At 62.2% G+C, this 21,413-nt stretch carries 15 protein-coding genes; 9 read left to right on the top strand and 6 right to left on the bottom strand.

Annotated features, from left to right (window positions below; translation table 11 throughout):
* Positions 1–66 precede the first annotated feature (66 nt).
* From NTD89_RS12355 to NTD89_RS12340, 4 genes are all read left to right on the top strand, one after another.
* Positions 67–582, top strand: coding sequence for an ankyrin repeat domain-containing protein (locus NTD89_RS12355; protein ID WP_124418126.1), 516 nt, complete (start codon positions 67–69; stop codon positions 580–582).
* 41 nt (positions 583–623) lie between these two features.
* Positions 624–1,154: a hypothetical protein gene (locus NTD89_RS12350; RefSeq protein ID WP_262207939.1), complete on the top strand. Its 531-nt coding sequence runs from the start codon at positions 624–626 to the stop codon at positions 1,152–1,154.
* Positions 1,155–1,221: 67 nt separating this feature from the next.
* A complete protein-coding gene (locus tag NTD89_RS12345) occupies positions 1,222–1,413 on the top strand; it encodes a PLDc N-terminal domain-containing protein (RefSeq protein WP_003172956.1) in 192 nt (63 codons plus the stop codon).
* Positions 1,414–1,830: 417 nt separating this feature from the next.
* Positions 1,831–3,918, top strand: a complete 2,088-nt coding sequence (locus tag NTD89_RS12340) for an LTA synthase family protein (protein ID WP_262207937.1) — start codon at positions 1,831–1,833, stop codon at positions 3,916–3,918.
* Positions 3,919–3,973: 55 nt separating this feature from the next.
* On the opposite strand, the gene NTD89_RS12335 is transcribed toward NTD89_RS12340, so the two are convergent.
* Entirely contained in the window at positions 3,974–4,126 is a 153-nt protein-coding gene (locus NTD89_RS12335) for a DUF3309 family protein (protein ID WP_003236711.1), read from the bottom strand.
* Between the two features lie 330 nt (positions 4,127–4,456).
* On the opposite strand from NTD89_RS12335, the gene NTD89_RS12330 reads away from it, so the two are divergent.
* A complete protein-coding gene (locus tag NTD89_RS12330; RefSeq protein WP_262207934.1) occupies positions 4,457–5,272 on the top strand; it encodes an SDR family oxidoreductase in 816 nt (271 codons plus the stop codon).
* 228 nt (positions 5,273–5,500) lie between these two features.
* Positions 5,501–5,692, top strand: coding sequence for a carbon storage regulator CsrA (gene csrA, locus NTD89_RS12325; RefSeq protein ID WP_145158754.1), 192 nt, complete (start codon positions 5,501–5,503; stop codon positions 5,690–5,692).
* A gap of 7 nt (positions 5,693–5,699) precedes the next feature.
* On the opposite strand, the gene NTD89_RS12320 is transcribed toward csrA, so the two are convergent.
* The 4 genes from NTD89_RS12320 to NTD89_RS12305 all read right to left on the bottom strand — a co-directional run bounded on the left by NTD89_RS12320 (position 5,700) and on the right by NTD89_RS12305 (position 10,987).
* Complete coding sequence (locus NTD89_RS12320) at positions 5,700–5,927, bottom strand: YheU family protein (RefSeq protein WP_064453367.1); 228 nt, start codon at positions 5,925–5,927, stop codon at positions 5,700–5,702.
* 73 nt (positions 5,928–6,000) lie between these two features.
* Positions 6,001–7,185 carry an osmoprotectant NAGGN system M42 family peptidase gene (locus NTD89_RS12315; protein ID WP_262207931.1) on the bottom strand — a complete coding sequence of 395 codons (1,185 nt, stop codon included), beginning with the start codon at positions 7,183–7,185 and terminating at the stop codon, positions 6,001–6,003.
* A gap of 277 nt (positions 7,186–7,462) precedes the next feature.
* Positions 7,463–9,211, bottom strand: coding sequence for an N-acetylglutaminylglutamine synthetase (ngg, locus tag NTD89_RS12310; protein WP_262207930.1), 1,749 nt, complete (start codon positions 9,209–9,211; stop codon positions 7,463–7,465).
* Positions 9,212–9,214: 3 nt separating this feature from the next.
* A complete protein-coding gene (locus NTD89_RS12305; protein ID WP_145158746.1) occupies positions 9,215–10,987 on the bottom strand; it encodes an N-acetylglutaminylglutamine amidotransferase in 1,773 nt (590 codons plus the stop codon).
* Positions 10,988–11,297: 310 nt separating this feature from the next.
* Here NTD89_RS12305 and NTD89_RS12300 point away from each other — a divergent pair, with 310 nt between their 5' ends.
* A complete protein-coding gene (locus tag NTD89_RS12300) occupies positions 11,298–16,127 on the top strand; it encodes an NEL-type E3 ubiquitin ligase domain-containing protein (RefSeq protein ID WP_262207928.1) in 4,830 nt (1,609 codons plus the stop codon).
* An 11-nt stretch (positions 16,128–16,138) separates the two neighbouring features.
* On the opposite strand, the gene mnmC is transcribed toward NTD89_RS12300, so the two are convergent.
* Complete coding sequence (gene mnmC / locus NTD89_RS12295; RefSeq protein WP_262207926.1) at positions 16,139–18,127, bottom strand: bifunctional tRNA (5-methylaminomethyl-2-thiouridine)(34)-methyltransferase MnmD/FAD-dependent 5-carboxymethylaminomethyl-2-thiouridine(34) oxidoreductase MnmC; 1,989 nt, start codon at positions 18,125–18,127, stop codon at positions 16,139–16,141.
* A 155-nt stretch (positions 18,128–18,282) separates the two neighbouring features.
* Between mnmC and pap the strand changes: the two genes are divergently transcribed.
* A complete protein-coding gene (gene pap, locus NTD89_RS12290) occupies positions 18,283–19,800 on the top strand; it encodes a polyphosphate:AMP phosphotransferase (RefSeq protein ID WP_145158741.1) in 1,518 nt (505 codons plus the stop codon).
* Between the two features lie 320 nt (positions 19,801–20,120).
* Positions 20,121–21,305, top strand: a complete 1,185-nt coding sequence (locus NTD89_RS12285; RefSeq protein WP_262207924.1) for a thiolase family protein — start codon at positions 20,121–20,123, stop codon at positions 21,303–21,305.
* Positions 21,306–21,413 lie beyond the last annotated feature (108 nt).

Genomic DNA, 21,413 nt, shown 5'->3' with positions numbered 1-21,413 from the left:
CCATGACAGTGGGGAACTCCATCGCGACACTGGGCGCCTATAAAGCAACCAGACAAGGAGCCCCACATGTCAGACCAGCCTAAACAAATGACCGAAGACGAAGCCGCTGAATTTGCCGAGCAGGTCTTCGACGTGGCCCGCAAAGGCGATGCCGCCATGCTCGCCGCACTGCTGGCCAAAGGCTTGCCGCCTAACCTGCGCAATCACAATGGCGACACCTTGCTCATGCTCGCGGCCTATCACGGTCACGCCGACGCGGTGAAAGTGCTGCTGGAGTTCAAGGCCGACCCGCTGATCGCCAACGACAAGAACCAACTGCCGATGGCCGGTGCGGCGTTCAAGGGCAACCTGCCCGTGGTCAAGGCGCTGATCGACGGCGGCGCGCCGGTGGACGGCGCCTCCTCGGATGGCCGCACGGCGTTGATGATGGCCGCGATGTTCAACCGTGTCGAAATGCTCGACTACCTGCTCGGCCAGGGTGCCAACCCCAAGGCCACCGATGCTCAGGGTGCGACCGCACTGGCGGCGGCGCACACCATGGGCGCGGCGGATACGGCGGCGCAGTTGCAAAAACTGGTGTAGGCTACGCGCCCTCAAAAACCAGCTCGCCACAGGACCTTCCCATGCAAACCGCCCTCGTCGAACTCATCAGCAAAATCAGCGCCGGCGTCATGGGCGAGGACGAAGTGGCACGCATCGCCGAGGAAGCGGCCCAGGCCTACGCGGACCCTGCCGCTTTTCTGGCGGCCAACCCGGATATCAACTACGACGACACTTTCCCGATTCCGCTGGGTGAGTGGGTCGTGGTCGGTAGCTTGCCGGACACTGTGCTGTTTCAAGCCGACACCTATGGCGACCTGTTTGCACAGATCGTCGCGTCGTTCGGCCCGGGCGTGGCGTTCAATCTCAAGCCCAAGCAGTTGGCCAAGACCGAAGACCTGACGGCGCTGAACCGCATCCAGATCCAGATGAGCGCCCTGAGCCCGGAGGACGGTGGCTATGTGCTGCTCAACTTCAGTCAGTTGCTGGATGACGAGATTCAGGCGGTGCTGGTCTACGGCAACGACCTGCCGCGCGTGCTGGAACTGTGCGCTGAAGTCGGCATCAAGGCCGAGCCATCCCTGGAAGCCCTGCGCGTTGCCGTTCACGTCTGAAATAAAACGGAACCCCTGCCAGGGCTGACTATCCTACAAGTGCATGCCCTCACTTAGGAGCGACACCATGGGTTCCACTTTTAATGGCTTGATTGGCCTGATCATCCTGGCGCTGGATATCTGGGCGATCATCAACGTGTTCAAAAGCGGCGCCAGCACCGGTGCCAAGGTGCTGTGGATTTTGCTGATCCTGTTGCTGCCTGTCTTGGGCCTGATCATCTGGGCAATCGCCGGGCCACGCGGTAACGTGCGGATCTGACGACACCTGGGCCCGCTCTGATCCTGAGTGGGCCCTGTCAATGTGGGAGCGGGCTTGCCCGCGATAACGGTTTATCAGCCACAGTTGTGCGGGCTGACACATCGCTATCGCGGGCAAGCCCGCTCCCACATTCGTTTCCAGCGTAGTTAGAGTTTTGTGTGTCGAAAGTATTCGCTGTACGAAATTTTCACATCTTTTCCAAGACAATTCGCCGGCTTTATCACGCTGCCAAGGCTCTATCTCGAGTGCCCTTAAAGGCACAAGCGCGGCGCACGTTCAGTAATTAATAGCGTTGATGCCATTGATCGGGCACCATTTGCGCCACCGCGTTAACCGCCTACCCCAGCCAGCCTGGGCGAGGGACGGACGCCACTGCATTTTTTCGCAACTTAAACTTCCAATGGGTCCTGAAACGACATGGCAAACCCGGACGCCCTGAGTCAGCAGCGAGCTTCAAATCGCCTGCTGCAACCGACCGTCAAATCCCATCTGGCGTACACGCTGCTCTGCGCATTGGTCATGATGGTGATGTTCTCCCTGCTGCGCCTGGCGCTGCTGGTCTACAACCGCGAGATGATCCTCGACACGCCGGCCTCGACCTTCCTGGAAGCGTTCGCCAACGGGCTGCGTTTTGACATACGCCTGGTGATGTACGTGCTGGTCCCGCTGCTGCTGGCCTTGTTCAGCGTACGCGCGATGGCGGCACGCGGGTTCTTCCGTTTGTGGCTCACCGTGGCGTCCAGCATTGCCCTGTTCCTGGGGCTGATGGAAATGGACTTCTACCGCGAATTCCACCAGCGCCTCAACGGCCTGGTCTTCCAGTATGTAAAGGAAGACCCGAAAACCGTGATGAGCATGCTCTGGTACGGTTTCCCGGTGGTGCGTTACCTGCTGGCCTGGGCCGTGGGCACGCTGATCCTGAGCATGGCCTTCAAAGGTGCCGACCGTGCAACGCGCCCTCGCGGCCCGTTCAGCGGCGGCAGCATCGGTACCCGCCAAGTGGCGCCGTGGTACAGCCGCATCGCCGTGTTTGTGGTCTGCCTGTTGATCGCCGTAGTCGCCATCCGTGGCACCTTGCGTCAAGGCCCGCCGCTGCGTTGGGGTGATGTCTACACCACCGACTCGAACTTCGCCAACCAGTTGGGCCTCAACGGCACGCTGTCGCTGATCGCTGCGGCCAAGGCGCGCTTCTCCGAGGAACGCTCCAACATCTGGAAGGCCACCCTGGACCAGCCGCTGGCCACCCAGACCGTGCGCGACATGCTGGTGCTGCCGCAAGAGAAACTGGTGGATACCGACACCGCCGCCGTGCGCCGTGACTACACGCCACCGGCCGAGAAGACCCTGCCGATCAAGAACGTCGTGGTCATCCTGATGGAAAGCTTCGCCGGTCACTCGGTGGGCGCCCTGGGTCGCCCGGGCAACATCACGCCGTACTTCGACAAGTTGTCCAAGGAAGGCCTGCTGTTCGATCGCTTCTTCTCCAATGGCACGCACACCCACCAGGGTATGTTTGCCACCATGGCGTGCTTCCCGAACCTGCCCGGTTTCGAATACCTGATGCAGACCCCGGAAGGCAGCCACAAGCTGTCGGGCCTGCCGCAGTTGCTCAGCGCGCGCAAATTTGACGACGTGTATGTTTACAACGGCGATTTTGCCTGGGACAACCAGTCGGGCTTTTTCAGCAACCAGGGCATGACCAACTTCATCGGGCGTAATGACTTCGTCAACCCGGTGTTCTCCGACCCGACGTGGGGCGTGTCCGACCAGGACATGTTCAACCGTGGCCTGGAAGAGTTGAAAGCCCGCGAAGGCGGCAAGCCGTTCTACGCACTGCTGCAAACCCTGTCCAACCACACGCCGTACGCGTTGCCGACGCCATTGCCGGTCGAGAAAGTCACCGACCGTGGCAGCCTCAACGAGCATTTGACGGCCATGCGTTACTCCGACTGGGCCCTGGGCCAGTTCTTTGAAAAGGCCCGCAAAGAGCCGTACTTCAAGGAAACCCTGTTCGTGATCGTGGGCGACCATGGCTTTGGCAACGAACAGCAGATCACCGAAATGGACCTGGGCCGCTTCAACGTGCCGATGCTGATGATTGCACCGGGCATGCAGGAGAAGTTCGGCGAGCGTGACCACACCGTGGGCACTCAGATCGACATCGTGCCGACCATCATGGGCCGCCTCGGTGGCGACACCCTGCACCAGTGCTGGGGCCGTGACCTGCTGAACCTGCCGGAAGGCGACAAGGGCTTTGGCGTGATCAAGCCGTCGGGCAGCGATCAGACGGTGGCGCTGGTTACCGCAGACCGCATTCTGGTACTGCCCAAGGAGATGCCGCCCAAGCTGTGGGAATATGAATTGGGCGCGAACCCGACCGGTAAAGTGATTCCCGAGTCACCGGACGAAGCGGCGCTGAAGCAGAAACTCGAGTCGTTCCTGCAGACGGCCACCAAAAGCCTGTTGGATAACACTGCCGGCGTGATTGACGGCAAGCCGGATTAATTAACCGGCCATAAAAAAAGAGGCCTCATTGAGGCCTCTTTTTTTTGTGCGGAATTTATATCCGACCGAGCAGCAACAGTACCACCAGCACTACCAGGACAACGCCCAGAATACCCGACGGGCCATAGCCCCAGTTACGCGAGTGCGGGAACACCGGCAGGCCGCCGACCAACAGCAGGATCAAGATAATGATCAGAATGAGGCTCATGGTTTTTTTCCTTATAGGGCCTTCTGAAAAGACCGGTTATTAACGACAGGCCCGTGGGTTTATTTACGGACGCCTTAATAACTCCGACTCTGTCACTTCAAAGAAAATTCCCTGCTTTTTTAAAGCATTTTGCAAAGTTGCTTATTTCTTTTAATGCGTTCGCAATCAGGTGCGCTTAGTTGAAATTTATTGAACTTACGCTATAAACCATCCTCGCACCGGGCCTCAGGTTTGCCCGAGGCATTCATCAATTGGATGGTGCGTGGGTGTCGCAAAAACCTTCGCTACACTGCCGGTCACTTCCTACGTGAACCACAAGGCTTATTTCCTATGCAAAATCGCATGATGATCACCGGCGCCGGGTCCGGCCTGGGCCGCGAAATCGCGCTGCGCTGGGCCCGTGAGGGTTGGCAGCTGGCCTTGTCGGATGTCAGCGAGCCGGGCCTGCAGGAAACGCTCAAGCTGGTGCGCGAGGCGGGTGGTGATGGGTTTGTGCAGCGCTGCGATGTGCGTGATTACAGCCAGCTCACCGCCTTTGCACAGGCGTGCGAGGTGAAATTGGGCGGTATCGATGTGATCGTCAACAATGCCGGTGTGGCGTCGGGGGGCTTCTTTGCCGAGTTGTCGCTGGAGGATTGGGACTGGCAGATCGCGATTAACCTGATGGGCGTGGTCAAGGGCTGCAAGGCGTTCCTGCCGTTGTTGGAGAAGAGCAGGGGCCGGATCATCAATATTGCGTCGATGGCGGCATTGATGCAGGGGCCGGCCATGAGTAATTACAACGTGGCCAAGGCCGGGGTGGTGGCGTTGTCGGAGAGCTTGCTGGTCGAGCTCAAGCATCAGGAAATTGGCGTGCACGTGGTGTGCCCGTCGTTTTTCCAGACCAACTTGCTGGATTCGTTTCGCGGGCCGACGCCGGCGATGAAGGCGCAGGTGGGCAAGTTGCTGGAGAGTTCGCCCATTTCGGCGGCTGACATTGCCGACTATATCTACCAGCGCGTGGCACAGGGTGAATTTATGATTTTGCCGCACGAGCAAGGGCGCATGGCCTGGGCGTTGAAGCAGAAAAATCCGCAGCTGCTGTATGACGAGATGACCAGCATGGCAGACAAGATGCGGGCCAAGGCTCAGGCGGTCAAGGCCTGAGGTGTTGGGCGTGTACCTATGCGTTATTCCGGTAACGGAGCAGCTGGATTGCGCCTTACCCGGCGACACCCCGGTAACGGATAGGTACCCGACCGGCCCAATGAGGCCGATGTCTGTCAGGCAAATTACCAGCTCGCGTAGGTCTCGCCTGATTTAGTGGCAAGCCATTGTCGCACCCCCTCCGAGCGCGCATGGTCAAGGTCCTGTCACTCCAAAAGGACAACCGCCATGCTGGTCTTAAGCCGCGCCGTAGGCGAAATCATTTCCATCGGCGATGACATCGCCTTGCATATCCTCGAGCTGAACGGAACCCAGGTGAAATTCGGCATCCAGGCACCGGTAGGGGTCAACGTGCACCGCGCCGAGGTGTATCAGAAAATCCTCGAACGCCAAGCCGCGCAACCTGAAACCAACCCCTAGTACCTCCTCAATCGAACAGATGCTTGGGCACGTCGTGCTTGAGCATCAACTGGCATTGCTCGCTTTCAGGGTCGAACACAATCAGCGCCTGCCCTTTGGTCAGCGCCTGGCGCACGCGCAGCACGCGGGTCTCCAAGGGCGTTTCATCGCCATTGTCAGTGCCGTCGCGGGTGACGAAGTCTTCGATGAGCCGGGTCAGGGTGTCGACTTCAAGTGCGTCGTAGGGAATCAGCATAAAAGCCTCAGAGGTAGAATCCCGGCGATGCTACTGCGCCGGGACCCGTCTTGCCAGTATCAGGTTGCCAGCCTCAGGACTTCTGTCCTACCAGACTGTCCACCGATGGCACTCGCGTATCGCTCTCCATCTGCGTCTCGTGCTCGATCTGATGGCTGAAGCGGTCGAGCGAACCCTGGGCCGGTTGCGCATCGCTGGCAAATACCGGCGGGCTGAGGATGTACGCGCTCAGCAGGCGACTCAATGCGGCCAGGCTGTCGATGTGCGTGCGCTCGTAGCCGTGGGTTGCATCGCAACCGAACGCCAGCAGCGCAGTGCGAATGTCGTGCCCGGCGGTGACCGCCGAATGCGCATCGCTGAAGTAGTAGCGGAACAGGTCGCGACGCACGGGCAGGTCGTTTTCCGAGGCCAGGCGCAACAAATGCCGGGACAGGTGATAGTCGTACGGCCCACCGGAATCCTGCATCGCCACACTCACGGCGTGTTCACTCGAATGCTGGCCGGGCGCGACAGGTGCGATGTCGATGCCGACAAATTCACTCACATCCCATGGCAATGCCGCGGCGGCGCCGCTGCCGGTTTCCTCGGTGATGGTAAACAGCGGGTGACAGTCGATCAGCAACGGTTCGCCGCTGTCGATGATCGCCTTGAGCGCGGCGAGCAGTGCAGCCACGCCGGCTTTATCGTCCAGATGGCGCGCGCTGATGTGGCCGCTGTCGGTGAACTCGGGCAGTGGGTCGAACGCCACGTAGTCACCAATGCTGATGCCCAGCGAATCGCAGTCGGCGCGGGTAGCGCAGTAGGCGTCCAGGCGCAGTTCGACATGGTCCCAACTCACCGGCATTTCATCCACGGCGGTGTTGAAGGCATGCCCGGAGGCCATCAGCGGCAGCACGCTGCCACGGATCACGCCGTTGTCGGTGAACAGGCTGACGCGGCTGCCTTCGGCAAAACGGCTGGACCAGCAACCGACGGGCGCCAGGGTCAGGCGGCCGTTGTCCTTGATCGCCCGCACGGCGGCGCCGATGGTGTCCAAGTGGGCCGAGACGGCACGGTCGGGGCTGTTTTTCTGGCCCTTGAGGGTGGCGCGAATCGTGCCGCGCCGGGTCATCTCAAAGGGAATCCCCAGCTCTTCCAGGCGCTCGGCGACATAACGCACGATGGTGTCGGTAAAGCCGGTAGGGCTGGGAATGGCGAGCATTTCCAGCAGCACCTTCTGCAGGTAGTTGAGATCCGGTTCGGGGATGGTTCGGCTCATAAAGACTCCTGATGAATGGGGGCGAGCGGATTTTGTGTGGCGAACGGGCCTGTAGTAGCGAGCGGGCCTGTTGTGGCAAGTGGCCCTGTTGTGGTGAGCGGGCTTGCTGTGGCGAGCGGGCTTGCCCCGCGTTGGGCTGCGAAGCAGCCCCAAAACCTGCCAACGCGTTCTGGCTGAAAGACTGCGGTGCCAGGGTCAGGGCCGCTTCGCGCCCCAACGCGGGGCAAGCCCGCTCGCCACAACAAGCCCGCTAGCCACGACGGGCCCTCGCCACAGGTTATTGGGCGGTCGGCTGACTGTGCGGAAACAGCAAATCCACAAACTTCTCCGCCGTCGGTTGCGGCTCATGGTTGGCCAGCCCGGCCCGTTCGTTGGCTTCGATAAACACATACTCTGGTTGATCGGCGGCAGGCACCAGCAGGTCCAGGCCGACCATGGGAATGTCCAGCGCACGCGCCGCGCGCACGGCAGCGTCCACCAATGTGGGGTGCAAAATCGCCGTGACGTCTTCCAGGCAGCCGCCAGTGTGCAGGTTGGCGGTGCGGCGCACGGCCAGGGTCTGGCCACGCGGCAGGATGCTGCTGTAGTCAAAACCGGCGGCGTGCAGGGTGCGTTGGGTTTCGTCGTCCAGCGGGATCTTGCTTTCACCGTCAGTGGCCGCTTGGCGACGACGGCTTTGGGCTTCGATCAGGGCGCCGATGGAATGCTGACCGTCGCCGGTCACCTCGGCCGGGCGCCGAATCGCGGCGGCAACCACTTCAAAACCGATCACCAGAATGCGCAGGTCGAGGCCTTCATGGAAGCTCTCGAGCAGCACGCGGCTGTCGAACTGGCGCGCTGTTTCGATGGCTTTCTGCACATCCTCGATGGTCTGCAAATCCACCGCCACGCCCTGGCCTTGCTCGCCATCCAGCGGCTTGACCACGATGCGCTGGTGTTCGTCGAGGAACTCCAGGTTGTCGTCGGCACTGCCCGCCAATTGCTGCGACGGCAGGTTCAAGCCGGCGGCTTTGAGCACTTTGTGGGTCAGGCTTTTGTCCTGGCACAAGGTCATGCTGATGGCACTGGTCAGGTCGCTCAATGATTCACGGCAACGCACGCGGCGCCCGCCATGGCTGAGGGTGAACAGGCCGGCATCGGCGTCATCCACGTGCACATCGATGCCACGTCGGTGGGCTTCTTCGACAATGATGCGCGCATAGGGATTGAACCCGGCCTGCGGGCCCGGGCCCAGAAACAGCGGCTGGTTGATGCCGTTTTTGCGTTTGATCGCAAAGGTGGTCAGCGCGCGAAAACCCAGCTTGGCGTAGAGGCTCTTGGCCTGACGGTTATCGTGCAGCACCGACAGGTCGAGGTAGCTCAAGCCGCGGCTCATGAAGTGCTCCACCAAGTGGCGCACCAGCACTTCACCCACGCCGGGGCGCGTGCACTGCGGGTCAACCGCCAGGCACCACAGGCTGCAGCCGTTTTCCGGGTCGTGAAAAGCTTTCTGATGGTTCAGGCCCATCACGCTGCCGATCACCGCGCCGCTGTCTTCGTCTTCGGCCAGCCAATACACCGGGCCGCCTTGATGGCGTGGGGTCAGGCGTTCAGCGTCGACCGGCAACATGCCGCGCCCCTGGTAGAGCACGTTGACCGCCGCCCAATCGACTTCGGTCTGTACCCGGCGAATACGAAAACCGCGAAACACGCGGGTAGCGGGGCGATAGTCGCTGAACCACAGGCGCAGGGTGTCGGACGGGTCAAGGAACAACTGCTGCGGATCGATCCCCAGAATCTGCTGGGGCGCTGCCACATACAGGGCGATGTCGCGCTCGCCGGGCTGTTCCTTGAGCAGTTCCTGGGCCAGGCTCGCCGGGTCCGGGAAAGTATGGCCGATCAACAATCGGCCCCAACCGCAATGCACGGCAATCGGTTCGGCGCCCAACGGGCTGCCATCTTCAGCCAGGCGGGCTTGCAGGCGCTCGTAGGTCGGCGCCTGGCCCTTCAGCAAGCGTTGGCTGTAAGCCGCTGCAAGAGGTTTCATCAATCAGATTCCTTGTTCGCTGAGCCACAGGTTCAGCGCCGCCAGTTGCCACAGCTTTGAACCGCGCAGCGGCGTCAGTTGGCCTTGCGGGTCTGTCAGCAGGCGATCGAGCATGGCCGGGTTGAACAGGCCGCGATCCTGGCTCGGGTCCAGCAGCAGTTCACGCACCCAGTTCAGGGTGTCGCCCTGCAAGTGCTTGAGGCCCGGCACCGGGAAGTAGCCTTTTTTGCGGTCGATGACCTCACTCGGGATCACGCGGCGCGCGGCTTCTTTCAAGACTTGCTTGCCACCGTCGGGCAATTTGAATTTGCCGGGCACACGGGCTGACAATTCGACGAGGCGGTAGTCCAGAAACGGCGTGCGTGCTTCCAGGCCCCAGGCCATGGTCATGTTGTCGACGCGTTTGACCGGGTCGTCCACCAGCATCACGGTACTGTCCAGGCGCAGCGCCTTGTCCACGGCGGCGTCGGCGCCGGGCATGGCGAAGTGCTCACGCACAAAGTCACCGGCAGCATCGTTGGCGGTCAGCCACTTGGGGGCGACGGTGGCCGCGTAGTCGTCGTAGCTGCGGTCGAAAAAGGCGTCGCGGTAGGCGGCATAGGGATCGCTGGCGCCATCCACTTGCGGGTACCAGTGGTAACCGGCGAAGAGTTCATCCGCGCCCTGGCCGCTTTGCACCACTTTGCAATGCTTGGCCACTTCCCGCGACAGCAGGTAGAAGGCGATGCAGTCGTGGCTGACCATCGGCTCGCTCATGGCACGGAATGCGGCGGGCAGTTGCTCGATGATCTCGCTTTCGGCGATGCGCAGTTGATGGTGGCGGGTGCCGTAGTGCTTGGCGATCAGATCCGAATACTGGAATTCGTCGCCGCGCTCGCCGCCGGCGTCTTCAAAGCCGATGGAGAAGGTCGACAGGTCCTGCACGCCAACTTCACGCAGCAGGCCCACGAGCATGCTCGAATCGACACCGCCGGAGAGCAGCACACCGACATCCACGGCGGCGCGTTGGCGAATGGCCACGGCTTCGCGGGTGCTGTCGAGCACGCGGTCGGTCCAGTCTTCCAGGGTCAGGTTTTTTTCATCGTCATGGGGGCCGTAGGGCAGGGTCCACCAGGTTTTCTGTTCGGTCTTGCCGTTGGCGTCGATGCGCATCCAGCTGGCTGGCGGCAGTTTTTCAACACCTGCCAGCAACGTGCGCGGTGCCGGTACCACGGCGTGGAAGTTCAGGTAGTGATTAAGCGCGACCGGATCGAGCATCGGGTTGATATCACCGCCCTTGAGCAACGCCGGCAGTGCCGAGGCAAAGCGCAGGCGCTGGCCGGTGCGCGACAGGTACAAAGGTTTTACACCCAGGCGGTCGCGGGCGATGAACAGGCGCTGCGCGTCGCGCTCCCAGATGGCAAACGCAAACATGCCATTGAGCTTGGGCAGCAGTGCTTCGCCCCAGGCGTGGTAGCCCTTGAGCAGCACTTCGGTGTCACCACCGGAATAGAAGGCGTAGCCCAGGGCTTCCAGCTCTTGACGCAATTCCGGGAAGTTGTAGATCGCGCCATTGAAGGCCAGGGACAGCCCCAGTTGGGCGTCGACCATCGGCTGGGCCGAGCCGTCCGACAGGTCCATGATTTTCAGGCGTCGATGGCCCAGGGCAATCGGCCCTTGGGCATGGAAGCCCCACGCGTCAGGACCGCGTGGTGCTAAATGATGGGTGATCCGCTCCACCGCTGCCAGGTCGGCAGGTTGGTGATCAAAACGTAACTCGCCAGCTAATCCGCACATATATTCCTTACCGGTTTTTCCGTTGGGGACAGACAAAAAAGGCACCGCACCAAAAGGGTGGGTACCCAGAGACTGACCCGAGCAGATTCACGGAGTTTTAGAACAATACGTTATAAGGCAAAGAGCCTTGAGTGGCCGCAAGCCACGTCGCGCGCCAGCGGGGCGCCCGTCAAGGGTCGGTAGATAGGTCAATCACGGATGCAAAAAGTGGGGGGATGCGCCGCGTTATTGACCGACTATTTGAACCCTTCAGCCCCGGTGCGAGGGCTATTGTCCGGGTCATTATCCAACGCAATAAGGACTGTTGCCGATGACCCATCAACCGGCTGTAAGCCAGGCCGCTGCGCCTGTCTCTCAGGAGAAAATAACCGCTGCGCTGCTGGAAATCACTGGCGACCTGGACAAGGCCAACGTGCTGCAGCGTACGCTGCCTGCGTGGCTGGTAAGTGCCGCCGCCCCAACGCGCCAGGCGCTCGAAGCGGCGCATGCCAGCAGTCAGCAACCCCGCGAGCGGGCCGCGAGCCTGTTGCGCCGTGTAATGCCGCTCAGGTCATTTTGTGCCGAGCGACTCAAAGCGCTCCTGGTAACAAAAGGGCATGCAGGGCTGAATGTCGAACGTGACTGGCTGGAGTTGCCCAATCGGCACTTCGCCGCGTTGACCTTCGGCCGTGGCGTACGGCTGCAGACGATGTCCCTGGACAAGCACAACCTGCTGCAGGCGGCCATGCAGAATTTTACCCAGGACCAGGCCGAGGCGAAGGGGCTGCCCGTAGGCGCGGTGATTCGAACGGGGGCGGCGGGCCAACACGTGTCAACGCTGAGCGTTGGAGCCTTTGCGCGGTACTGCCGCGAACTGGACCTGGGCGCGGCCTACCAGCGGCACCTGCGTGAGGTGTTCAACCTCGCGGGGAGCGACGACGAGGACGGCGCTGAACGGGCCTACAACCCGGTGGTCGGCGAGGTCGGCCAATGCAAGATCAAGGACATGCAAATCGACTTGCAGATTGCCCATGCCAAGGGCGATATCAGTGAGTCCGGCTATACCGCGTTGCAAGCCCTGCTCAATACACGCTTGCCCGCGCGGAACCTGCAGCATGTGCTGTTCCATGAAAGGCCGCTGGTCTGGCAAGGGATCAATGTGCATGGGGCATGCCTGTGGAGCGTGCTGGTGTTCGGCCATGCTTCCACGCACGGCTTTGCCGAGGGGCCTTTGTTGGTGTACATGCCAGGCGAGCCCGGGCGCCCGTGGTACGAATACCCTACGCTGGGTGATCTGACCGTCTACCTGACGCTCAAGCTTCAGGTGCCGGCCTATCGCAGCTTCTTCACTCGCTACCTGGATGAGGCCGAGCGGTTCGGGTTTTTCCAGCGCTTTGACAAACGCAGGACACTCGAACGCGTGGAGCCCGTGGAGGTGGACACCGGCCTGGAGCCGTTCTTTTTCGGCGCCTTGACCCGCAAGATCCAGCTGGACGCCGTTGCATTGGCCGTGCCGACGGCGCAAGTGGATGAGCAGGCACGCCAGAAACGCCTTCAAGGCTATCAGGAGGCGGGCCTGAATATGCTGAACATCGCCGGCCTGATGGTGCCGGTGCTCGGGCAATTGATGTTGGGCGTGGCTGTCGGCGAGATGCTCGCCGAGGTGTTCGAGGGCGTGGATGATTGGACGCATAGCGACCAGGCCGAAGGCCTGGAACACTTGGTCAATGTGGCCGAAAACCTCGCGGCCATGGCCCTGTTTGCGAACGGTGTGAAGGTGGCGGGCAAGGTGTTCAGGGCGTTCAAGTCCAATCCCGCGGAGTTCTTCGAGGCGGTCGAAGCCGTGAAGCTGCCTGATGCCGGTCCTCGCTTGTGGCGTCGGCGGCTCAAGCCTTACGGCCGGACGCTGGATGTCGACGCCCTGACGGTGGCCAACAGCCGTGGGATCTACCAGGCCGGCGGTCATTCATATGTCAGGATCAAGGGGGTGGTGTATTCGGTGGCCTACGATGCGCGGTCGGGTTACTGGCATGCGCTTCACCCGACGCGGACTACGGCCTATCGTCCGCGCCTGCTGCACAACCGCCAGGGCGGTTGGCGGTTTGCGTTCGAACCCACCCAGGAGTGGGTGCCCCCGTCCTACATCCTCACTCGGCTCAACCCGCGCCTGGCCGCGCTGCCCCCCGAGCAATTGAAATACGTGGCGAGCATTGTCGACATGGGCCCCTCCCGCCTGCACGCCCTGGCCCTGCAAAATAGGCCGCTGCCGGAGCGCTTCAACGACTGCGTGGCGCGTTTCGCCTTGAACCAGCAAGTCCGCGATCTGATCTGGCAGCTGGAACATCAGCCACGCCCGGATGCAAGCACCGCGCGCGTTCAGTTGCTGGCGTTGCCGCTGATGCCAGGTTGGCCGCAGGGACGGTTTTTCGAGGTGCTGGACCGCCAAGGGGCGCGGCTCGAACGTTTTCCCGGCAGCGCAACCTTCGAGCATGGACACTTGAGCATCCACATCACTGAACAGGCGCTCAAAGACGGCGCAGTGATGGCGACTCTGCTCGACGTGCTGCCGCCGGACGAGATCGACACCTTGCTGGGCGGCTCGGTACCGCCAGACGAGCAGGGCGCGATGCTTGCGCGCCAGTTACTGGCCTCGCTCAAGCGCACCCACCGAGAGGTTTTCCAGCAGCTGTATCAGGAAGCGGATGGCATTACCCATTCAGATCACGGGTTGCTCAAGGCGCATTTCCCGCTCTTGCCCAATCGCATCGCCTGGGAATTGTTGTCCAAAACGCCAACCGTGCATCGCTGGCAACTGCGCAGCACCCGGCGCGTGCCGTTGTCGCTCGCACAACGGGTACGCGAAGCGTTGGTGGTGCAGGAAGAAGACCAGGCGCTGATCGGCCTGTATCTGCCGGAGCTGGCGACCGCCCCCTCGCGACAGCTGGCCGTTCACCTGCTGGCGAAGGTCGCGGGGTGGCCGCAGGATTTGCAAGTGCAGGTACGCCGGGACAGTTTGATCGGCGACCTGCTAGGCACCTCTGGCAGCCAGCATGCACGGTGGCGGCGCACGCTGGTCGAGACTGGCGATGGGGTCCAGGCGTTCGACGACAAAGGTACGCCGCTGGGCGAAAAGGCCTCAGGCCCGGACGGGTTTTACCAGGCTCTGCTCGCCACCTTGTCGCCTGCGCAATTGGCAGCGCTGAACCTGTCGGGGGCAGAGCGTGCCAGTCGATTGCGCGATGCGATCCAGGCGTGCGCCGAGGACGAACGCCACGTGCTTTCACGCCATCTATGGCCCGAGCGTGCACTCCCTGAACCGGCGCCGGTGCCGTGCGTTCAAGCCATGGTGCGCTCGACGCGGCACCCGGCGACGCTGGTGCGCAAGGTCAACAGGCTGTATCCCGGTTTTGACGAGCGGCAGGTGGCGACGTTCCTGGACGGGCAAGGCCCCGATCACCTGGCACGCGCCCAGTCCGTGGAGGCGCTGGAGCGACAGTTCGAGGCCCTGCATCGGGCACTCAAGGCGTGGCGCAATGACGAGACGTCCCTCGCCGGTTTACCCCATCCCCAGGCGGATTACCGCTTGGGCCGTCATCAGGCGATGCAGGCCATCGAGGAGGGCTGGCGACAGACGCTCCTGTTGCCCGATGCCAGCGGGGTAAAGGTCCCAAGCCTGGTCCTCGATGGCCTGGTCGTGGGCCGACTGCCCACCTTGCCGGCGCAGGTCAGCTTTGCCCACGTCCGGCAGTTATCGTTGAACAGAATGGGGCTTGACGATGACGTGGCGTATTTTCTCAAGCACTTCAAGCAGCTCGAGGCGTTGGAGCTGCGCAGCAACGAGGTGACACGCCTGCCGGAAGTACTGTCACAGATGCCCGCGCTCAAACACCTGTACCTCAACGACAACCACCTGCAACTCACCGAACACACCCGCGCCAAGCTGGCTGACCTGCGCGGCCTGCAGGTCTTGAACCTGAGCAACAACCCGTTGATCGACCCGCCTGCCATCGGCCACATGTTCGAGTTGCGTGAGCTGATGCTGCGTCATTGTCGTCTGCGCGCGTTTCCCGGTGGGGTACCGCGCCTGCCTTACCTGCATTACCTCGACCTGCGCGACAACGAGATCCCGGCCGTGCCTGGCTGGTTGTTCACCGCGCCACGCCCTGTGGCTGAAGCCATCAACCTGCGCCACAACCCGCTGGATGAAGCCAGCCGAAAGACCCTGGCCGATTATCGGAGCCGAACCGGCGTCGGCATGGGCTTCCTGGAAGATGACATCGCTCGCCTCAACGAGCAGAAAGCCCGGGAATTATGGCTGGCCGACAGCGCGGTTGCGCGGTACACACAAAAAGAGGCGGTTTGGACGGGACTTCAACAAGAGCCAGAGTCCGAGAGCCTGTTCCGGTTATTGGCCGAACTGGGCGGCACCGGCGATGCTCAACTGGTGCGTGAGGACCTGGAACGACGCGTCTGGCGGGTGCTGGAGGCGGCCGGAACTGACACGCAGCTGCGCGATGAAATTTTTGACCGGGCCGCCACGCCACTCAATTGCGATGACAGTGCGGCGCTGAACTTCAGCAACCTTGAGGTGCTGGTGGAGATCCACGAAGCTGCCAAAGGGGTCGAAGGTGGCAAGTTGACCGCCAAGCCGCTGCTGAAGTTGGCCAAGGGCCTGTTTCGTCTGGATCAGTTGGACAGCTACGCACGCACGCACAGTCAGGCGCACCCGGAGGCCGACCCGCTGGAAGTCAGCCTGGCCTACCGGACAGGGCTGGCCAGCAAGTTTCATTTGCCGGGTCAGCCGCTGCACATGCGCTTTGCCCGCCTGGGCGGCGTCACGGTCGAAGCGCTGAACACTGCCGAAGAACAACTCCGGGCGGCGGAGCGCTCACCCAAGCTCTTGAACTACCTGGTGGAGTTGCCGTTATGGGACAGTCACTTGAAAGTCGCCTTCAGCCGATCGTTCGAGGCGTTGAACGAGCCCTTTGACCAACGCCTGCAGGCGGTCTTTGAAAAAAGCACCGCGCTCAACGACGCCGACTACCTTGACCAGATGAACCAGATCCTGCGCGAACAGCAGGCGGCGCATAAGGGCGAAGCTGAGCGCCTGACCAAGGAGGCGCTGAAACTCGGCGACCTGTCGCCCTGTGTGATCCCGTGATTCGGCCAGGTCTAAGGCTTGCCGGCGTTGCTGCGGATCAGCGCGCGCAAGGCAAAACGGTTGGGGTGGCAAGCTTCGGCCACGCTGCTGGGCAAGGGCAAGGGTTCGGCGTCCAGCCAGGCTGCCAGCAGTTCGGCGCACAGCGGCGCGGTGACCAGACCACGCGAGCCATGGCCGCTGTTGATGTAAACGCCGTCCAGCCATGGGCAGGGTGTGGGCGGCACATGGCGAGCGTCCTTGCGCAGGACCGCGTAGGCCTGGTCGAACGCCTCGCGTTCGGCCAGCGGCCCGACAATCGGTAGGTAGTCGGGGCTGGTGCAGCGGAAGGCGGCGCGGCCTTCCAGGTGCTCGGCAGGGCAGGCATCGGCGCCGAGACGGTCGGCCAGGTCGAGGGAGATTTCCCGCAGCATCTCCAGATTACCGGCGTGCTCGGCGGCAGTGGGCGTCAGGTCGTCGCTCTTGAAGTCGAAGCTGGCGCCCAAGGTGTGTTCACCCAGGCGCGCAGGGGCGACATAGCCTTCGGCGCACACCACGGTGGCCAGCGCCTGGCTCGCCGTCGTTTCTGCCAGCCGTGTGATCTGCCCGCGAATGCGTTTGAGCGGCAGGTCGGCACTGAACGCAAACCGCTTGATCTCGGCAGCACCTGCCAGCACCACCACGCTCGCGCTCGCCAGCAGGGTGTCGCCGGCCAGGGCTTGCCATTGACCGTCAACGCGCTGCAACTCAAGGGCTTCGTGATGCGGCAGCACGTCGATCAACGGGTGCTGCGCTTGCCATTGGCATAATGCTGGCGGGTGCACCCAGCCGCCTTCGGGGTAAAACAGCCCGCCGTGTTCGAGCGCCACGCCGGCGCGTGCCTGGGCTTGAGCCTGGTCAAGCAGGTGCAGCAGGCCCGGCGCAAACGCGGCGGCCAGTTGGGCCTGGCGCTCGGCTTCCTTGGCGTTGAAGGCCAGTTGCAGCACGCCGCAACCGTCCCAATCGACGCCGCGGTGCAGGTGCTCAAGCAAGCGTCGCGTGTGGCCGAAACCGCTGAGGATCAGTTGCGAAAGCGCCGTGCCATGAGCCGAGAGCTTGAGGTAAAGCACGCCTTGCGGGTTGCCCGACGCTTCCTGGGCCAGGGCGCCGTGGCGCTCCAGCAGGCTCACGCGCCAGCCACGTGCCGCCAGGCTGGCCGCGGTGGCGCACCCGGCCAGGCCGCCGCCGATTACCAGGGCGCTGCGCTCACCAGGTACCGGCGCCGGGCGGGCGAACCACGGTTTGCTGTGGGCCGGTGGCGGCGTTTCGGCCGGCCAACCGAGGAATTCACCGCGCAGGATCTCCCACTTATGCCCGATGCCTGGCGTGCGTTTCATCTTGAACCCGGCGGCGTTGATCAGCCGGCGTACCCAGCCGGTGCTGGTAAAGGTGCTGATGGTCGAGCCGGGTGCCGCCAGGCGGGCCAGTTCGGCAAACAGTTCGGCGGTCCACATGTCGGGATTTTTTGCCGGGGCGAAGCCGTCGAGAAACCACGCATCGACCTGGGCATCCAGTTGCGGCAACTGCTCCAGGGCATCGCCGATCAACAGGGTCAGCGTCACGCGGCCGTTATCCAGCACAAGCCGCTGGAAGCCTGGGTGGATGGCAATGTAGTGCGCCAGCAGTTGCTCGGCGAAGGGCGCAAGCTCCGGCCAGAGGGCGAGGGCGCGTTGCAGGTCGGCGTGGCTCAGCGGGTACTTTTCCACGCTGACAAAATGCAGACGCGCGCCCGCCACCGCGTGCTGTTCGAACAGCTGCCAGGCGCACAGAAAGTTCAAGCCGGTGCCAAACCCCGTTTCGCCGATCACCAGTCGCCCGTTCACCGGCAGGGCGGCAAAGCGCGCCTGCAGACGGTTCTGTTCGAGGAACACGTAGCGGGTTTCTTCAAGGCCCGACTGGTCGGAAAAATACACATCGTCGAACACCCGCGAGTGCGGGCGACCTTGGTCGTCCCAGTCGAGCTGGGCGTGGGTGATGGGGGTCATGGGCGGCTCATAAAATAACAGCGGGCAACAGCAAGGCGGCCATTCTAGCTGATCAATGGGCTTTGAATTGACCCACGGCACGTTGGCGTGGAATTTCCTCCCGCGCGTTGTTGCCCAATCCGCTAGTCTTGATCCATCTTGAAACGGAGCTGCCCATGTTCGAATCCGCCGAAATCGGTCACGCCATCGACAAAGACACCTATGAAGCCGAAGTGCCGGCCCTGCGCGAAGCGTTGCTGGAAGTGCAGTACGAGCTGCAGCAGCAGAAGCGCTTCCCGGTGATTATCTTGATCAACGGCATTGAGGGCGCCGGCAAGGGCGAGACCGTCAAGCTGCTCAACGAATGGATGGACCCGCGCCTGATCGAAGTGCGCACGTTTGACCAGCAGACCGACGAAGAACTGGCGCGCCCACCGGCCTGGCGCTACTGGCGGCAATTGCCGGCCAAAGGCCGCATGGGCATTTTTTTCGGCAATTGGTACAGCCAGATGCTGCAAAGCCGTGTGCACGGCGAGATCAAGGATGCACGCCTGGACCAGGCCATCGCCGGTGCCGAGCGCCTCGAAAAGATGCTCTGCGACGAAGGTGCGCTGATCTTCAAGTTCTGGTTCCACCTGTCCAAGAAACAGATGAAAGCGCGGCTCAAGGCGTTGGCCGATGACCCGCTGCACAGCTGGCGCATCAGCCCGCTGGACTGGCAGCAGTCCCAGACCTACGACAAATTTGTGCATTTTGGTGAGCGCATCCTGCGCCGCACCAGTCGCGACTACGCGCCATGGCATGTGATCGAAGGCGTAGATGCGCACTACCGCAGCCTCACCGTGGGCAAGATCCTGCTCGAAAGCCTGCAAAATGCGCTGAAGTTGCCCAAGGGCAAGGCCAGCGGCATGAACCCGGCGCCGTTGTTGGCCTCGGTGGATCAGAAGAGCCTGCTCGACAGCCTCGACATGACTTTGAGCCTGGACAAGGACGATTACGAAGAACAGCTGATCACCGAGCAGGCGCGTTTCTCCGGCCTGATGCGTGACAAACGCATGCGCAAGCACGCGCTGGTTACCGTGTTCGAAGGTAACGATGCGGCGGGCAAGGGCGGGGCGATCCGGCGTGTGGCGGCGGCGCTGGACCCGCGTCAGTACCACATCGTGCCGATTGCCGCGCCGAGTGAAGACGAGCGTGCCCAACCGTACCTGTGGCGGTTCTGGCAGAAGATTCCGGCGCGCGGCATGTTCACGGTGTTCGACCGCTCGTGGTACGGGCGGGTGCTGGTGGAGCGCATCGAAGGTTTCTGCACCCCGGCGGACTGGATGCGTGCCTATGGCGAGATCAATGACTTTGAAGAGCAGCTGCGCGACGCCGGTGTGATCGTGGTCAAGTTCTGGCTGGCGATTGACAAGGACACCCAGCTGGAGCGCTTTCAGGCCCGCGAGAATATCCCGTTCAAGCGCTTCAAGATCACCGAAGACGACTGGCGCAACCGCGACAAGTGGGACGCCTACCGTGCCGCCGTGGGCGATATGGTCGACCGTACCAGCACTGAAGTCTCGCCCTGGACGCTGGTGGAAGCCAACGACAAGCGCTGGGCGCGGGTCAAGGTGTTGCGCACCATCAACCGCGCGCTGGAAGAGGCGTTCGACAAAACCGACAAGCACGACAAGAAGAAAAAGAAAAAATAGCGTTGGCGGGCGCTGACCTGTGGCAGGCAGGCTTTTTGTGGTGAGCAGGCTTGCCCTGCGTTGGGCTGCGAAGCGGCCCCATCGTCGGTCAATGCGTTCTAAATGAAAGAGCGCGGCGTCTGGATCAGGGCCGCTTCGCGCCCCAACGCAGGGCAAGCCTGCTCGCCACAACCAGCGTGTCCGCCACAACATCCCACTTGGCAGAACCAGCCTGCTCATTGCCATGCTTTTGTATAGGCGGGGTGAATGATCATCGCGGTGGGGAGGGCGTGGATTTATCCTCGGTTGATCTCCCAACAACGACAAGATCGAGGTAGCCCATGCGTGAAGTAGTGATCGTCGACAGTGTGCGAACCGGCCTGGCCAAATCCTTTCGTGGCAAGTTCAACCAGACCCGTCCCGACGACATGGCGGCCCATTGCGTGAATGCACTGCTGAGCCGCAATGGCATCGACCCGGCGACGGTCGAGGATTGCATCGTCGGTGCCGGTTCCAATGAAGGCGCGCAGGGCTACAACATCGGGCGCAATGTGGCAGTGCTCTCGCAATTGGGCACCGGCACGGCCGGCATGACCCTCAACCGCTTCTGCTCCTCGGGCTTGCAGGCGATCGCGATCGCGGCCAACCAGATTGCCTCGGGTTGCAGCGACATCATCGTCGCCGGTGGCGTCGAATCGATCAGCCTGACCCTCAAAAGCGTCAACACCGACAACCTGATCAACCCGCTGCTGAAAGAGCAGGTGCCGGGCATCTACTTCCCGATGGGCCAGACCGCCGAAATCGTCGCGCGTCGCTATAACGTCAGCCGCGAAGCTCAGGACCGTTACGCCCTGCAGAGCCAGCAGCGCACCGCGCAGGCTCAGGCTGACGGTTTGTTCGACGATGAAATCGTGCCGATGCCGGTCACCTACAAGGTTGAGGACAAGCACACCGGCGCGGTGCAGATCCTTGAAGGCGTGGTGGATCGCGATGACTGCAACCGCCCGGACACCACGCTGGCCAGCCTGCAAGGGCTGAACCCGGTGTTCGCCGAAGACGGTTCGGTGACGGCTGGCAACTCCTCGCAGCTTTCCGATGGCGCGTCGATGACACTGGTGATGAGCCTGGAAAAAGCCCTGGCACTGGGGCTCAAGCCCAAGGCGTTTTTCCGCGGGTTTACCGTGGCCGGTTGCGAGCCGGACGAGATGGGCATTGGCCCGGTGTTCTCGGTGCCCAAGTTGCTCAAGGCCAAGGGCTTGCAGGTCGCGGATATCGACCTGTGGGAACTCAACGAGGCGTTTGCCTCGCAGTGCCTGTATGCGCGTGACCGCCTGGAGATCGACAACGCCAAATACAACGTCAATGGCGGCTCGATTTCCATCGGGCATCCGTTCGGCATGACCGGTTCGCGACAAGTCGGGCATTTGGTGCGCGAGCTGCAACGGCGCAACCTGCGTTACGGCATCGTCACCATGTGCGTGGGCGGCGGCATGGGCGCCACCGGGCTCTTCGAAGCGGTACGCTAGATCTCACTGAAGAAACCCGGCTTAAAAATGTGGGAGCGGGCTTGCCCGCTCCCACATTTGAATTGTGTCGTATCCCAATTCGTGCGCTTGCCCCTAGAATGCCCGTTC

The organism is Pseudomonas sp. 14P_5.3_Bac1 (genome assembly GCF_025466135.1).
GTDB lineage: Bacteria > Pseudomonadota > Gammaproteobacteria > Pseudomonadales > Pseudomonadaceae > Aquipseudomonas.
Note: the sequence above shows the minus strand (reverse complement) of the source record. Positions and strands in the feature narration are given on the sequence as shown.

Coding starts and splice junctions, on each gene's coding strand:
- NTD89_RS12355 (WP_124418126.1), top strand. CDS start 67: ATGTCAGACCAGCCTAAACAAATGACCGAAGACGAAGCCGCTGAATTT.
- NTD89_RS12350 (WP_262207939.1), top strand. CDS start 624: ATGCAAACCGCCCTCGTCGAACTCATCAGCAAAATCAGCGCCGGCGTC.
- NTD89_RS12345 (WP_003172956.1), top strand. CDS start 1,222: ATGGGTTCCACTTTTAATGGCTTGATTGGCCTGATCATCCTGGCGCTG.
- NTD89_RS12340 (WP_262207937.1), top strand. CDS start 1,831: ATGGCAAACCCGGACGCCCTGAGTCAGCAGCGAGCTTCAAATCGCCTG.
- NTD89_RS12335 (WP_003236711.1), bottom strand. CDS start 4,126: ATGAGCCTCATTCTGATCATTATCTTGATCCTGCTGTTGGTCGGCGGC.
- NTD89_RS12330 (WP_262207934.1), top strand. CDS start 4,457: ATGCAAAATCGCATGATGATCACCGGCGCCGGGTCCGGCCTGGGCCGC.
- csrA (WP_145158754.1), top strand. CDS start 5,501: ATGCTGGTCTTAAGCCGCGCCGTAGGCGAAATCATTTCCATCGGCGAT.
- NTD89_RS12320 (WP_064453367.1), bottom strand. CDS start 5,927: ATGCTGATTCCCTACGACGCACTTGAAGTCGACACCCTGACCCGGCTC.
- NTD89_RS12315 (WP_262207931.1), bottom strand. CDS start 7,185: ATGAGCCGAACCATCCCCGAACCGGATCTCAACTACCTGCAGAAGGTG.
- ngg (WP_262207930.1), bottom strand. CDS start 9,211: ATGAAACCTCTTGCAGCGGCTTACAGCCAACGCTTGCTGAAGGGCCAG.
- NTD89_RS12305 (WP_145158746.1), bottom strand. CDS start 10,987: ATGTGCGGATTAGCTGGCGAGTTACGTTTTGATCACCAACCTGCCGAC.
- NTD89_RS12300 (WP_262207928.1), top strand. CDS start 11,298: ATGACCCATCAACCGGCTGTAAGCCAGGCCGCTGCGCCTGTCTCTCAG.
- mnmC (WP_262207926.1), bottom strand. CDS start 18,127: ATGACCCCCATCACCCACGCCCAGCTCGACTGGGACGACCAAGGTCGC.
- pap (WP_145158741.1), top strand. CDS start 18,283: ATGTTCGAATCCGCCGAAATCGGTCACGCCATCGACAAAGACACCTAT.
- NTD89_RS12285 (WP_262207924.1), top strand. CDS start 20,121: ATGCGTGAAGTAGTGATCGTCGACAGTGTGCGAACCGGCCTGGCCAAA.